The 14,300-nt window shown below is 62.8% G+C and carries 13 protein-coding genes and 1 pseudogene; 9 read left to right on the forward strand and 5 right to left on the reverse strand.

Features of this window, described 5'->3' with window-relative positions; translation table 11 throughout:
* From B5F88_RS20635 to B5F88_RS07055, 5 genes and pseudogenes are all read left to right on the forward strand, one after another.
* Window positions 1-235: pseudogene (locus B5F88_RS20635) on the forward strand (helicase); the annotation flags it as partial.
* Between the two features lie 25 nt (window positions 236-260).
* Window positions 261-1,529 (forward strand): GHKL domain-containing protein, encoded by a 1,269-nt coding sequence (locus B5F88_RS07040; RefSeq protein ID WP_087343499.1) that lies wholly within the window; start codon window positions 261-263, stop codon window positions 1,527-1,529.
* A 126-nt stretch (window positions 1,530-1,655) separates the two neighbouring features.
* The gene (gene lexA / locus B5F88_RS07045; protein WP_087343502.1) at window positions 1,656-2,267 is read left to right on the forward strand and encodes a transcriptional repressor LexA; all 612 of its coding nucleotides are present in this window, start codon (window positions 1,656-1,658) and stop codon (window positions 2,265-2,267) included.
* A 4-nt stretch (window positions 2,268-2,271) separates the two neighbouring features.
* Window positions 2,272-2,730 (forward strand): methylated-DNA--[protein]-cysteine S-methyltransferase, encoded by a 459-nt coding sequence (locus B5F88_RS07050; RefSeq protein WP_087343506.1) that lies wholly within the window; start codon window positions 2,272-2,274, stop codon window positions 2,728-2,730.
* Window positions 2,727-3,479 carry an exodeoxyribonuclease III gene (locus B5F88_RS07055; RefSeq protein ID WP_087343509.1) on the forward strand — a complete coding sequence of 251 codons (753 nt, stop codon included), beginning with the start codon at window positions 2,727-2,729 and terminating at the stop codon, window positions 3,477-3,479. Before B5F88_RS07050 ends, B5F88_RS07055 begins: the two co-directional genes overlap by 4 nt.
* A 44-nt stretch (window positions 3,480-3,523) precedes the next feature.
* Here the strand turns inward: B5F88_RS07055 and B5F88_RS07060 are convergent, their stop codons facing one another.
* Window positions 3,524-4,684, reverse strand: a complete 1,161-nt coding sequence (locus B5F88_RS07060; protein ID WP_087343512.1) for a stage II sporulation protein P — start codon at window positions 4,682-4,684, stop codon at window positions 3,524-3,526.
* Window positions 4,685-4,845: 161 nt separating this feature from the next.
* Here B5F88_RS07060 and B5F88_RS07065 point away from each other — a divergent pair, with 161 nt between their 5' ends.
* Window positions 4,846-5,322 (forward strand): MarR family transcriptional regulator, encoded by a 477-nt coding sequence (locus tag B5F88_RS07065; RefSeq protein WP_087343515.1) that lies wholly within the window; start codon window positions 4,846-4,848, stop codon window positions 5,320-5,322.
* Window positions 5,319-6,188, forward strand: a complete 870-nt coding sequence (locus B5F88_RS07070) for a DegV family protein (protein WP_087343517.1) — start codon at window positions 5,319-5,321, stop codon at window positions 6,186-6,188. Before B5F88_RS07065 ends, B5F88_RS07070 begins: the two co-directional genes overlap by 4 nt.
* 48 nt (window positions 6,189-6,236) lie before the next feature.
* Here the strand turns inward: B5F88_RS07070 and asrC are convergent, their stop codons facing one another.
* The 4 genes from asrC to B5F88_RS07090 form a co-directional block, all read right to left on the reverse strand.
* Entirely contained in the window at window positions 6,237-7,304 is a 1,068-nt protein-coding gene (gene asrC / locus B5F88_RS07075; protein WP_087343520.1) for a sulfite reductase subunit C, read from the reverse strand.
* A gap of 18 nt (window positions 7,305-7,322) precedes the next feature.
* Entirely contained in the window at window positions 7,323-8,114 is a 792-nt protein-coding gene (asrB, locus tag B5F88_RS07080) for an anaerobic sulfite reductase subunit AsrB (protein ID WP_087343523.1), read from the reverse strand.
* A 15-nt stretch (window positions 8,115-8,129) separates the two neighbouring features.
* The gene (gene asrA, locus B5F88_RS07085) at window positions 8,130-9,167 is read right to left on the reverse strand and encodes an anaerobic sulfite reductase subunit AsrA (protein ID WP_087343525.1); all 1,038 of its coding nucleotides are present in this window, start codon (window positions 9,165-9,167) and stop codon (window positions 8,130-8,132) included.
* A gap of 182 nt (window positions 9,168-9,349) precedes the next feature.
* Complete coding sequence (locus B5F88_RS07090; protein ID WP_087343528.1) at window positions 9,350-10,231, reverse strand: LysR family transcriptional regulator; 882 nt, start codon at window positions 10,229-10,231, stop codon at window positions 9,350-9,352.
* A 124-nt stretch (window positions 10,232-10,355) separates the two neighbouring features.
* On the opposite strand from B5F88_RS07090, the gene spoIIID reads away from it, so the two are divergent.
* Both spoIIID and B5F88_RS07100 read left to right on the forward strand, forming a co-directional pair.
* A complete protein-coding gene (gene spoIIID, locus B5F88_RS07095) occupies window positions 10,356-10,604 on the forward strand; it encodes a sporulation transcriptional regulator SpoIIID (protein ID WP_087343529.1) in 249 nt (82 codons plus the stop codon).
* Window positions 10,605-10,830: 226 nt separating this feature from the next.
* The gene (locus tag B5F88_RS07100; protein ID WP_162612134.1) at window positions 10,831-14,259 is read left to right on the forward strand and encodes an S-layer homology domain-containing protein; all 3,429 of its coding nucleotides are present in this window, start codon (window positions 10,831-10,833) and stop codon (window positions 14,257-14,259) included.
* The last annotated feature ends 41 nt before the right edge of the window (window positions 14,260-14,300 follow it).

Below are 14,300 nucleotides of genomic sequence, written 5' to 3' on the forward strand. Positions count from 1 at the left end.
GCCCCCGGTCCGGGAGGAGCACAAGAAGCGGCAGCGGAAAAAGAAGAAACCCGCCGCCCAGGCCCAGCCCGCCCCCGCTCCCGCTCCGGCGCCCAAGGCCGCCGGGCGGCAGAAAAACCGGCGGGGCGGCCGGGACCGGGGCCGTCCGATGGAGCATACCCTGCGCAGCAACGGGCAGAAGGACTCCACCGAGCAGCCCAGCCTGATGAAGCCTTACTATCTCAGCGACGACTGAGACCTTTGGACGAAAGGGAGGGTCCATGCCGGATATACTCTCATTTGTGGTGCATCTCTGCTGTGACCTGATGCTGCTCAACTCCATCTACCGGATGCTGGGCCTGTTCTGCGACCGGAGCAAGGTGGACCGGCGGGTGGAATATCTGGTCTACGGCGTGGTCTGGCTACTCTCGAGCCTCAGCAATATCCTGCTGGGGATCCCCATGGTCAATATTCTGACCACCCTGGCCGCCCTGCTGGCCCTCTCCTTTTTCCTCTATCCGGGCTGGAGCTTCTATAAGCTGGCCTGCACCCTGGGGGTGAGCGCCCTGCTCATGCTCAGCGAGACCGCTGTGTACGGCCTGCTGCTTCTCTGCCGGATATCGAAGGAGGAGATCATCCTCCTGGGCACCCCCATGTCCCGCCTGCTGATCTTTTTCCTGTCCCTCACCGTGGAGCGCAAATGGAGGGCCAGGGGCATCCCCCAGGCCTCCCGGCTGTACTGGATCAGCGTTGTGGCCATTCCCGGGGGTACCATCGGGGTCATGCTGCTGCTGAGCAAATGGACGGCCGGCGTGGACGGCTCGGTATTCCTGTCGGTGGCAGCCATCCTGCTGCTGGTGGATCTGCTGGTCTTTTACGTGCTGGACCGGATGGAGGCCTACAGCGCCGCCTACTACCAGCAGGAGCTGCTGGCCGAGCAGAACCGGGCCTATCAGGCGGAATGGGCCCTGCTGGGCCAGCGGGAGCGCCGGATGGGAGAGCTGCGGCAGGATATGAAAGACCGCCTGACCATGCTGCGGACCTGCGCCGCCCAGGGCCGGACGGCGGAGCTGGAGGGGTATCTGAACGCCTTTTCGGAGCAGCTGGCCAGCCCCGGCCTTGTCCGCACCGGCAACCCGGACATTGACAGCATCCTCAACTACAAGCTGGATCAGGCCCGCCGGGCCGGAGCCCGGCTGGAGGTGGAGGTCAGACTGCCGGAGGGGCTGAAGGCGGAGCTGTTCGACCTGAACGTGATTCTGGGCAACCTGATGGACAATGCGGCGGAGGCCCTGGCCCGGTGTGAGGACAAGTTCCTCTCCCTCACCCTGCGGGCCGACCGGGGCCTGCTCTTTCTGCGGGTGGTCAACTCCTATGACGGCCTGGTGCTCACCGACGGGGCGGGCTACCGCACCCGGAAGGAGGGCGGCGAACACGGTCTGGGGCTGGGCATTGTGCAGAGAACGGTGGATAAGTACCACGGTCAAATGCGCATCCACAGGGCCGAAACCCTGTTTACCGTGGAAGTACTCCTCTATCTGGAGGAATAAGTGGAAAAGTCCCGCTCTGTGTGCCGCGGAGCGGGACTTTTTGTGGAAACTTAGAACAAATGTTTGCGCATTGGGGCGGGATATGGTATACTCAGACTGGATGATTACAACAAAGGAGGGTCTGCCATGAAGGCGCTTACCCCCAAGCAGCAGCAGATCTATGACTATATCGTCTCCTTCTCCCAGGAGCATGGGTATCCCCCCTCGGTTCGGGAGATCGGGGAGCACGTGGGGCTGAAGTCCCCCTCCACCGTCCACTTTCATCTGAAGGGGCTGGAGACCGCGGGGCTGATCACCAAGGCCGAGGGCAAGACCCGGGCCATTACGGTGAGCGGCGCCCACGGCGCCCCCGCCCAGCCGGAGCCTCCCCGGGACAAGATCCCGGTGGTGGGCAAGGTGGCCGCCGGCGCCCCCATCCTGGCCCAGGAGTGCATTGAGGACTACCTGACCTTTGAGACCGGCGGCCGGGAGGGGGAGTACTTCGCCCTGGAGGTGCGGGGGGAATCCATGAAGTACGCCGGCATCCTGCCCGGGGACCTGGTGGTGGTCCACCAGCAGCCCGACGCCCACAGCGGGGAGATCGTGGTGGCCCTCTTTGAGGACGAGGCCACGGTAAAGACCCTCCGCCGGAAGGACGGCCACACCTGGCTTATGCCGGAGAACCCGGACTATGAGCCCATCGACGGGGACGGCTGCACCATCCTGGGCAAGGTCACCGCCGTGATGCGGCGGTACTGAGGCCATGGATCGGGTTCTGTTTGACACCCCCGTGGGGCCCATGGCCCTGGAGTGCGAGGGGGAGTGTCTCACCGCCCTGTACCTCCCCTGCCGGCCCGTGGAGGCGGCGGGAGCGGAGACGCCGCTGCTGGCCCGGGGCCGGGCCCAGCTGCTGGAGTATTTCCAGGGAAAGCGGCGGGTGTTCGACCTGCCCCTGGCCCCCCAGGGCACCCCCTTTCAGCGGCGGGTGTGGAGCTCCCTGGCGGAGATCCCCTACGGGGCGACCATCAGCTACAAGGAACTGGCCCGGCGGGTGGACCGGCCGAAGGGCTTTCAGGCGGTGGGCCAGGCCAACGGCAGAAACCCCCTGCCCATTTTCCTGCCCTGCCACCGGGTGGTGGGGGCGGACGGCTCTCTCACCGGCTACGCCGGGGGGCTGGAGCTGAAACAATTTTTGCTGGAACTGGAGAGAAACAACCCATGAAATTGGTAACCTGGAACGTCAACGGCCTGCGGGCCTGTCTGAACAAGGGCTTTCTGGACTTTTTCCACAGTGTGGACGCCGATGTGGTGTGCCTGCAGGAGACCAAGCTCCAGCCCCACCAGATTGAGCTGGAGCTGCCCGGCTATGAACTCTACTGGAACAGCGCCGAGAAGAAGGGCTATTCGGGCACGGCGGTGTTTACCCGCATCAAGCCCCTGAGCGTGACCTGCGGCATCGGCATCCCGGAGCACGACACCGAGGGCCGTGTGATCACCGTGGAGTATGAGGACTTTTTCCTGGTGTGCTGCTATACCCCCAACGCCCAGAACGAGCTGGCCCGCATCGACTACCGGATGAAGTGGGAGGACGACTTCCGGGCCTACCTCATGGCGCTGGATGAAAAAAAGCCGGTGGTGCTGTGCGGGGACCTGAACGTGGCCCATGAGGAGATCGACCTGAAAAACCCCAAGAGCAACCGGGGCAACGCCGGCTTCTCCGACCAGGAGCGGGGCAAGATGACCGAGCTGCTGTCCAGCGGCTTTGCCGACAGCTTCCGCTCCCTCTACCCCGACAAGGAGGGGGCCTATACCTGGTGGAGCTACCGGTTCAACGCCCGGAAGAACAACGCCGGGTGGCGCATCGACTACTTTATCCTGTCCGACCGGCTGCTGCCCCGGGTGGAGGACCAGGTGATCCGGTCCGACGTCACCGGCAGCGACCACTGCCCGGTGGAGCTGATCCTGAAGTAAAAGAAAACGGGGGCCCGCGGAACACAGTTCCGCGGGCCCCGTTTTTATTCCTCCAGCCCCAGCAGCACCTGCCCGGCGGCACGGGCGAAGAGCCGGGCCCCCGCCAGGGCCTCCTGCAGGGTGTTGCCGTGGGTGCCCACCTCCACCAGCAGGGAGCCGGAGCAAAGCTGCTGGTTGTACCGGGAGGAGCGCATGGTCATGGGCCGGGCCAGGGTGGGATACAGGGTGTTCATGCCGTTCTGGATCTTGCAGGCCAGGGTGAGGTTTTCCATCCAGTTGGGGTGCTCGCCCCCCTCGCTGGACCCCAGCACCAGCATCACCTGGGCGGTGGAGGTGCCGTCCACGGTGGTCACCGCCTTGTACACCGTGCCGTCCTCCCCGATGAGGGCGTCCCGGTGGACGTCCAGCACGATGCGGATGGTGGGGTATTGCTCCAGGTAGGCCTTGACCGCCTGGGCCGAGCGGTCATAGGCCCCGTTGTACTGGGGGTAGTCGTACAGTGTGGTGTCGTGTACCACCCCCAGGCCCATCTCGGTAAAGACCTTTTCCATCTCGGTGCCTACCCGCACCATGTTGTAGTTGGTGTCCAGGGTGCGGGTGTTGTTGTCCGAGGGAGTGTACACGTCGGTGCCGTCTGGGGTGTAGGCCTCCGAGCCGTGGGTGTGGATAATGAGGATCTGGGGTCCCTCCTCCGGCAGGGTGATGGGCACCATGGCGGCGGCGGCTGCCGCCAGATCCACGTCCAGGCTGGTGCGGTTGTAGAGGTACAGGCCCCCCGCCACGTCGTACCCCTCCGGGCTGGTGGGGAGCAGGGTCTGGGCCACAATGTCCGACGGGGCGGCGGTGGTCTCGGGCAGGGCGGTGATGTCGTCCAGGTCCCGGGCGGGCTGCCCGGCGGGCAGATCCAGGACCTCCTCCTCCTGCCCGGTCTCCCCCGCTCCCCCTCCGTTGGCCAGCAGCAGCGGGGACTGCCCCACAGCCAGCCGCCCCCAGCCGTCCAGGGCAGCCAGGGGCCCCTCCTCCGACGGCAGGCCCAGCTCGGCCTGCAGGGCTGCCGCCACGAACTGGGGGTTCTCCCCCAGCTCCCGCAGGGCGGAGGCCGCCCCCGCCCCGGTGCACAGCGGGAGCACCCACACCGCCAGAGTGGCCAGAAACAGAGCCGCCGCCCGGCGCAGCAGCCTTCCCCATTGGATCTTTTGCCGCATAACACATCATCCTTTGTAGTTTGATAGTCATATGTATGCGGCGGGGGCGGCGGATATGAGCCTGTCCTCCCGCCGGATGGAAAAACTTTGACCATCAAACTATCTTGACATTTGACGCGGCGGGAGTATAATGCTTAACAGCAAATCAAGGAGGGAGCGCCGTGGAACAGGGCAGAGAGACGCTGAACCGGTTTTTGACCGACTTGTTCGACCGCTTCCAGCGGGCGGAGGCAGCCTTTTTCCATGGGGCGGACCTGTCGCCCCAGGAGGCCCGGCTGCTGGAGACCGTCTGCCAGGCGGTGGACGGGGGGCTGGACAACCGCTCCACCGCCATCGCGGCCGCCCGGCGGGTGACGGCGGGGACGCTGACCTCGGCGGCCAAGCTGCTGGAGAAAAAGGGATACCTGACCCGCCGCCGGGACGAGCGGGACCGGCGGGTGGTGCGGCTGCAGCCCACCGAGCTGGGCCGGAAGGCCAGCGAGGGCTACGCCGCCTTTCGCAGAACCCTGATGGAAAACGCCCTGTCCTGCCTGACGGAGGACGAGGCGGCCGCCCTGACCCGGGCGGCGGATAAGCTGGCTCAGGTCATGGGCCGGGGCCCGGTCCGGGAGAAAAGTCAAATGGAGGGATATGTATGAGCGCCATTGCCATTGCCACCGACAGCAACAGCGGCATTACCCAGGCCCAGGCCAGGGAGCTGGGCATCTATGTGCTGCCCATGCCGTTTTACATCAATGACGAGCTGTTTCTGGAGGATATCACCCTGAGCCAGGAGCAGTTTTACCAGCGTCTGGCGGAGGACGCCGACGTAAAGACCACCCAGCCCGCCCCCGGCGACGTCATCGAGCTGTGGGAGCAGATGCTGAAGGACCACGACCAGGTGGTGTACATCCCCATGTCCAGCGGCCTGAGCTCCTCCTGGGAGACGGCGGAGATGCTGTCCCAGGACTATGAGGACAAGGTGTTCGTGGTGAACAACCAGCGCATCTCAGTGACTCAGCGGCAGTCGGTGCTGGACGCCAAGGCCCTGGCCCAGGCCGGGGTGGGGGCGGCGGAGATCAAGCGCCGCCTGGAGGAGACCAAGTTCGAGTCGGACATCTACATCACGGTGGACACCCTGAAGTACCTGAAAAAGGGCGGCCGCTGCACCCCGGCGGCGGCGGCCATCGGCACGGTGCTGGGCCTGAAGCCGGTGCTGCGGATCCAGGGGGAGAAGCTGGACTCCTTTGCCAAGGCCAGAGGCTGGAAGGCGGCCAAAAAGACCATGCTGGACGCCATCCACAAGACCATGGACACCCAGTTTGCCGGCCTGTCCGGCCCGGAGGAGCTCCACATCGCCGCCGCCTTCACCGGCAAGCGGGAGGACGCCCAGGAGTGGCTGGCCGAGCTGGAGGAGGAGTTCCCCGGCTACCCCATCCACATGGATCCCCTCTCCCTGTCGGTGGCCTGCCACATCGGCCCCGGCGCCCTGGCGGTGACCGTCACCAAGGCCCTGAAGCCCTGAATACAGAAAAAACCTGTCTGCCGCTGACGCGGCAGACAGGTTTTTTTATTACTCCCGGGGTCCGGCGGTGTGGTGCATGGACAGGGGCTTGACGTTGAAGTTGGAGCGGTACTCGGTCTCGTGCCAGAAGATGTCCTCGGCCACCAGACACTCGGGGTTGAGCTCCACCCCCTCCAGCAGGATCTCCTTGAACTTCTTGTACCCCGCCCGGTCGATGAGGTGGCCGCCGTGGAGGTACTCGGGCTTGTAGTCCATGACCCAGGCGGAGAATTTTTGCCAGTTCTTCAGCACGCCCAGAATCACGTCCTCGGTGGCCCAGTTGAGGAACATCTTGCCGGTGCGGGGGGTCTGACGGCCGGTGCGGCCGCCCAGGATCACCCGGTAGAACTTGGTCTCCTGCCGGGTCCAGGCGGAGGTGGGGCACACCCGCACGCACTCGCCGCAGCCCACGCAGCAGCAGGGGTCCTTCTCCACCTTGCCCACCGCCTTGTTGGCGGAGAGCACCCGGGTGGCCCCGTGCTCGCAGGCCCGGACGCAGGCGCCGCAGGCGATGCACCGCTCGGGGTGGTAGGTCATCCGGGCCACGCCGATGATGCCGAAGTCGCACAGGTGGGCCTTGTTGCAGTCGTTGGGGCAGCCGGCAATGTTGATCTTGATGTGGTAATGGCTGGGGAAGATGATGGGCTCGATCTTCCGGGCCAGCTCAAAGGTGTTGCAGTTGCCGCAGATGCAGTGGTAGTTGCCCACGCAGGCGGTGATGTTCCGGGCGCCGATGGTGGGATAGCCCGCCTTGGGGTCCCAGGGCTGGGGCTCGTGGGCCACGGTGTCCATGTCCACGCCGCACAGCTCGGCGTCCACTTCCTTGATGTAGCTCTCCAGGTACTCGTTTACCGCCGGGATGTTCTCATACTTGATGCCGGTGATGTCGAAGGTCTGGCGGGTGCCGAAGTGGAAGTTGCCGTCCCCCCAGGTGTTGGCGATGTGCTCCACATAGGAGAGGTATTTGGCGTCCACCATGCCGCCGGGCACCCGCATCTGGAGCATGAACTCCCCGGGCACCTTGGACTGCCGGAAGCAGTTCAGGCGCAGCTTTTTGACGTTGATATCGTGATTCATCCTTCACCCACTCCTCTCTCAGTCCACCAGGTCACGGGCCACGGTGTAGGGGAACACGGGGCCGTCCAGGCACACGTACACCTCGTCGATGCGGCAGTGGCCGCACTTGCCCACGGCGCAGGACATCTTGCGCTCAAAGCTCATCCACACCTTGCCGGCGTCCACCCCGTTGTTCATCAGCTCCAGGCCGGTGAACTTCATCATGGGGGGCGGACCCACCACCACAACGGCGTAGTTGCCGTCAAAGGAGGCGAAGGGGAGCTCCTTGACGAAGGTGGTCACCAGGCCGGTGCGCCAGCCCTCCTTGGCGTCGTTGTCCAGAGCGTAGATGGTGGAGAACTTGTCCTTCCAGGCCTCCAGCTCGCTGTGGAACACGATGCCCTCCTCGTTCTTGAAGCCGGAGATCAGGTGGACGGACTTCACATAGTCCGGGTTTTCCGCCAGCATATTCAGGAGAGAGCGGACGGGAGCCAGGCCGGTGCCGCCGGTGATCACCACCAGGTGCTTGCCCTGGAACTGCTCCACCGGCCAGCCCTTGCCGTAGGGGCCCCGGAGGAAGAGGGTGTCCCCCGCCTCTTTCTGGAAGATCACGTTGGTGACCTTGCCCACCGAGCGGATGGTGAACTCCAGCCAGCCGTCCCCCTGGGCGGAGACCGAAATGGGGGCCTCGCCGATCATGGGGATGGACAGCTGCATGAACTGGCCGTGAGCGGGCTTGGCGTCGGTGGCCACCCGGAAGGTCCACTCGTGGACGCTCTCTTTTTTCACGCTCAGGATGGTACAGGCCTGAGGCTGCACGGGATTCATCATAACGGCTGCCCTCCCTTACTGGTTGGCCATGGAGGCCTTGATCTCCTCCACGGCGGCGCTTACTTTATTGACGGTGGCGGAGATGGAGATGAGCTCCGGGCAGCGGTGGGTACACCGGCCGCAGCCCACGCACATGTGCCGGTCGCCAAAGCGGGCCTTGTAGTCGTGGAACTTGTGGAGCACCTTGTAGCGCATCCGGTCCCCGGCGGTGGAGCGGAACTCCTTCTGGCCGGCCATCTGGTCAAAGCCGGCGATCTGGCAGGAGGCGGTGACCCGGCGGCGCTCCCCCACTTCGGGATTGTCGCCGTAGATCACGTCCCGGGTGGTGAAGCAGGTGCAGGTGGAGCAGGCCACCGTGCAGGCCCCGCAGGAGATGCAGCGGCTGTTGAACTCCTTCCACATGGGATGGCTCTTCAGGGCCAGTCGCACCGCCTTGTCCTCCAGATCGGGGACGGTGACCTTCAGCTGGTTCTCCTCCACAAAGGCGGGGGTGTAGCCGGTCTCGGGCATACCTTCAAAGTAGCGGGCGAAGGCGTCGTCGGTGACCTGCACCTGCACCCCGTCGGGGGAGAACTTCAGGGCCAGGGCATAGTCGTCGGTCTTGTTGGACCCCATGGACACGCAGAAGCAGGTGTCGTCCCCGCCGTTGCACTCCATGACGGCGAACTTCACCAGGTCCCGTACCCGCTTGTAGTACAGATCCTCATACCCGCCGTTGCCGGCGTAGATTTTGGCCTGGATTTGCTGGGCGTTGATGTCGCAGGGGCGGGCCAGCAGGAGGATGGGCTTTTCCTTGGCCTTGCTGGCCCGGTACTCATCCTCGGTGAAATAGAAGATGGCCTGCTGGATGGGGGTGATGACCTCCTTGGCGGGGTAGTCCGACTTCACATCCCACACAATGTCGGCAAAGCGGTCCACCTCGGCGTACTTCACCACGTCGGTGTCGGAATAGCGGCCCTGCTTGGGGAACCGCTTGGGGGCGTACACCCGGTAGTCCTGTTTCAGCGCGCTCAGCACGGCGTCGGCCTGAGCGGCGGTGAGGGAGAAACCCATGCTCCGTACCTCCTTAATTCAATTAGACTCTGTGAATAAAATAACATTGTTTTGCCCCAAAAGAAAACTTCTGATTTGTTATGCATCCATAATCTTTTCTAATGCCATAAGAAAAAACCCCCTATTCCGCCACAGAGGACGGTATAGAGGGTTTTTTGGTTGCGGATTTCTGCAAAAAAAGGTTATATTCCGCATAATTCCTGAAAAACCTGTCGGAATTCCTGCTCAAACACGCTGTTTTTCCGCCACAGGAAGGTGAACTCGTGGGAGACCTGGAAATCGGCCAGCTCCACCTGTTGGATGGAGCCGTCGGCCAGCTCCCGCTCCACCGCCTTGCGGTAGAGGAAGGTGACGCCGCAGCCCCCCTTCACCAGCTCCTTGATGACCAGCAGATCGCTGACCTCGGTGAGGTGGCGGAAGTCGGACAAATGGTGGTTCATCCCCTCCAGGGCTTTCACCAGCACGTCCCGGGTGCCGGAGCCGTCGTTGCGCAGCAGCAGGTTGTGGGAGAACAGGTCCCTCAGGTGGAGGGGCCCGTCGGGCAGGGGGTAGTCCGCCCCACGGACGCAGATGTAGGGCTCATGGGACCAGAGGATGTAGTCATACTCGCTCTTGTGGAAGTAGCCCTCCACCACGGCGAAGTCCAGCTCCCCCTCATTGAGCCGCTGCAGCAGCTTTTTGGTGTCCTCCACCATCATGTGGATGTGGGTGGTGGGGTTGCGCTTTATATAGGCGGCCAGCCGCTCCGGCAGCAGATACTCCCCGATGGTGAGGGTGGCCCCGAAGCGGATCGACCGCCGGCCCGCCTTCAGATCCCCCATGTCCCGCTTGAGCTTCTCCTCGTCGTGGCGCATGGTGAGGGCGGCGCTGCGCAGCAGCTCTCCCTCCGGGGTGAGGGTAAGCTGCTTGTTGTGATAGACGAACAGCCGGGCCCCGTAGTAGTTCTGCAGATATTGGATATGCTGGGTCACCGCCGGCTGGGTGATGTTCAGATGTTCCGCCGCCCGGGTGTAGTTTCTGCACCGGCACACCTCCAGAAAGGTGTCCATCCGAAAGTCCAGCACAGGCCTCCCCCCCTTCCCTGTTTTCTATAGTATACTCCACTTTCCGCCCCTGGAAAAGGGGAATCTCCGGCGGAGGTTTTGCATATAGATGCCCCGTGAGAATCATTGCGGGGAGTGTTGCTGTGTGAAAGGGAACATCGAGGAGCGCGCCTGCCGGCTGGCGCTTTACATCATAGAGAACAAAGCGACGGTGCGCGGCGCGGCCAAGAAGTTCGGCGTCAGCAAATCCACGGTACACAAGGACCTGAGCGAGCGGCTGCCCGCCTTCAACCGCACCCTCTACCTCCAGGTGAAGGGGGTGCTGGAGGAGAACAAGGCCGAGCGGCACATCCGGGGGGGCATTGCCACCCGGCGGAAATATAAAGGGGTTTGATGCGCAGAGATACAGGCATTTTCCGCCCCCACGGGGCAAAACCCAACGGGAGGCAGGGTATGCGGAGCGCCGCATACCCTGTTCTTTTTTGCCTCAAAAGGAGCGATGGCAACGGGGAGCGGCTGTGGTATAATCATTCCATCTGACCACCGTTCAGAGGCAAGAGAGGTACCCGCTTGTCCGCCGGGATCACAGTTTCTTCCCAACACAGAGGAGGTAGTTGACGGTGAAAAAACGATTGGTAAGTATCCTTTGCGTTCTGGCCCTGTGCCTGACCCTGCTGCCGGTGACGGCTCTGGCAGCCGGGGGCAGCTATCTGGCCCTGGGAGACAGCATCACCACGGGGTATGCGCCGGGCAATACCGCCGTCTCCAGCCCATTTGCCGGGCAGGTGCAGGCCATGGGGGGATACGCTTCCCTCACCAACCGCGCCGCTGAGGGCGAGACGACGCAGACGCTGAAAGACAGGCTGCCCGGTCTGGGCGGCGACATTGCCGGAGCCAGTCTCATCACCATCACCATCGGCGGCAACGACCTGATGAACGCCCTGTATGGGTATCTGGTGGATTCGTATAATGCCAAAAATCCCACCAAGCCCATTACACTGGAGTCCCTGAAAGCCGCCCTGATGGATTTGTCCCAGCTGGGGAATCAGCTGATGCTGATGCAGGTCATCTCGTATATCGGCGGGTTTGACGGCTCCAGCGCGGAAACGGCCGCCCTGGATACCTTTGAAGCGAACCTGGGCGGGATCATCGACCAGATCCGGCGGGAGAATCCGTCGGCGCCCATTGTGATCGCCACCCAATATAATCCGTACCGCCATATTACCGACCAGAGCGCCCAAGGTATCGTCGCCGCCTTTGAAACCGGCGTGGTGCATCTGAATGAACGGCTCACCAAGGTGGCGGGAGAAAAGGGGCTGCTTGTGGCCGACGTGTATACGGCGTTCCGGGACGATGGGGGGCAGCTCACCAACGCCGCGTTCAGTATGTCGGATTTGCAAAACGCCAGCCTGGACTTCCACCCCAACCAGGCCGGCCATAACAAGATCGCCGCCGTCATCTATGGGGCTCTGCCAGGGGAGAGCAGGAAAACCATCATGCTGGGGACAAGCGGGATTTCGGGCTGGGACAGCACAAACGGCTATGACTATATCTATTTTGGAAACTGGACGGCGCCGAATGAAAATACGACTTCCGGTCCCATCAAATGGCGGGTACTGGATGACCAGGCCAACAACGGCGAAACAGGTCTATTTCTCTTGTCCGAAGATTTGTTGGGAAGCGGGGATTACGGAGACGTATATTTCGATAGATCAAGCGGGTATAACCTCGATTGGCAAGGCAGTGAAGCGCAGACGTGGTGCCGGAACTTTTACAGCAGTAATTTTTCCGCAGGTGAACAGAGCGCGGTACTTGGCACCACGAAAAGCGACGAGGAGTTTATAAGCAGTATAGGTAAATTTGTGTTTTGGATGTATGAAGATATCCTAAATGGGGACAAGGTATTTTTCCTGTCCGCAGAAGAAGCGGAAAAGAGCGAATATGGCTTTACCAATGACGCGGCGCGAGTTGCCAACTATGGCACGAGAGGCGGTGATTGGTGGCTCCGTTCACGTCTCAATTCCTCCGCTCCGCCCTGTGCGGGCGTAATCGACTACTATGGTGCTGTGATCTACGGCGACATGGGCTATGACTATGCGGCTCGTCCCGCTTTTAATTTAGATCTGAACGCTGTCCTCTTCACATCTGCCGCCGCAGGCGGCAAATCCGCAAGCGGCATGGACAGCGGATTGACGGCGGTAGGCGATTATGACGGAGACGAGTGGAAATTGACGCTGTTAGATAATAGCCGCAAGTTTGCTGTAACAGAATCAACTGCCAGCGGCAACCCCGGCGATACCATTACGCTGCATTACACCGGGGCGGCCACCGGGACAAAGGAATATATCTCCGTCATCCTTGCGGATAACAGCGGCCCACAGTATTATGGCAGAGTGGCGCAGCCGACCAGCGCAAACGGTACAGTCAATCTTAAAATTCCCGACTCGCTTGCAGACGGAACCTATACCCTGAATGTGTTCAGCGAGCAGTACAACGGCGACTATAAGACCGACTACGCCAGCGCCTTTGCAGTGGTTTCCCTGACCGTTGAGGACACCATCGCCCCGACTTTGCGCGGCGGCGGCGCGACCCGTACCAGCGAAACCAACGCCACGGTGAAGTTTACCAGCGACGAGGCGGGCGACTATTACTACGAAGTTGTAGAAAGCGGCGAGACCGCCCCGACCATCGACACCACCGGGACGGGGACTTCCTGCGCCAGCGGCGCGAATACCATTTTCCTTACGACCCTTTCGGGTGCGGGCGCGAAGGATCTTTACATGGTGGCAAAGGACGCGGTGGGGAATGTCAGCGATACGCTGCAAATCAAGATACCCGAATATATCCCGCCGGTCTATGGGATTTCCGCCGACACAAACGTGGACTTTGGAACGGTGACCGAGGGCTATGCCGCCCCGGCGGAACAGACTGTGACCATCAGGAACACCGGCAACCAGCCGGTAACCCTGACCCAGCCCGTGGACACCGCCAGCTTTACAGTGGGTGCTCTTTCCAGCGCTGAGCTTGCCGTGGGCCAGACCGCCGCCTTTACTGTCCGGCCCAAAACCGGGCTGGCTCCGGGGACTTACAGCGAAACCCTGGCCCTTGCCGGCCAGTCCGGCACCTACAGCGTGGGCGCCGACGTGGCGCTGCGCTTTGTGGTGGAGCAGCGGGGCGGCGGCAGCTCCGGCGGTTCCAGTTCCGGCGGGGGCGGAGGTACTCCCACATATTCCGCAACTGTAACAGAGGCGGACCATGGTACAGTGACAGTATCCCCCAAGAACGCCGCCAAGGGCAGCACTGTGACCATCACCGTTATGCCAGAGCAGGGCTACCAGCTGGACACCCTGACCGTCACCGACAGCCAGGGCAACCAGCTGAAGCTGACCGGCCAGGGGGAGGGCAAATTTACCTCCACCATGCCCGGCGGCCCGGTCACTGTGCAGGCCGTCTTTGCCCCCATCCCGGAGGAGCCGGAACAGCCCCTGCCCTTTGCAGACGTGGACGAGACCGCCTGGTATTATGACGGGGTGCGCTATGTCTATGAAAAGGGCCTGATGACCGGCACCAGCGCCACCGACTTCTCCCCCGGCACCACCACCAGCCGGTCCATGGTGGCCGCGATCCTGTGGCGTATGGCGGGCAGCCCCCAGGTGGACTATGTCATGGACTATGCCGACGTGGAGCAGGGCCAATGGTACAGTGAGGCCGTCCGCTGGGCGGCGTCCGAGGGCATTGTGGGGGGCTACGGCAACGGCCTGTTCGGCACCAATGACCCCATCACCCGGGAGCAGCTGGCCGTCATGCTGTACCGGTTTGCCCAGAAGCAGGGGTATGACGTGTCGGTGGGAGAGAATACCAACATTCTGTCCTATACCGACGCCGCCCAGGTGAGCGAATGGGCCATCCCCGCCCTCCAGTGGGCCTGCGGCGCGGGCCTGATCACCGGCACCGGCGACGGTTCCACCCTTACACCCCAGGGCGACACCACCCGGGCGGAGGCCGCCGTCCTGCTCATGCGGTTTTGTGAGGCGTATGTAACCTGGTAACGGCAAAAAAAGGCGCCCGCGCGGATGCGCGGGCGCCTCTG

Source organism: Flavonifractor sp. An306 (assembly GCF_002159455.1).
Lineage (GTDB): Bacteria > Bacillota > Clostridia > Oscillospirales > Oscillospiraceae > Flavonifractor.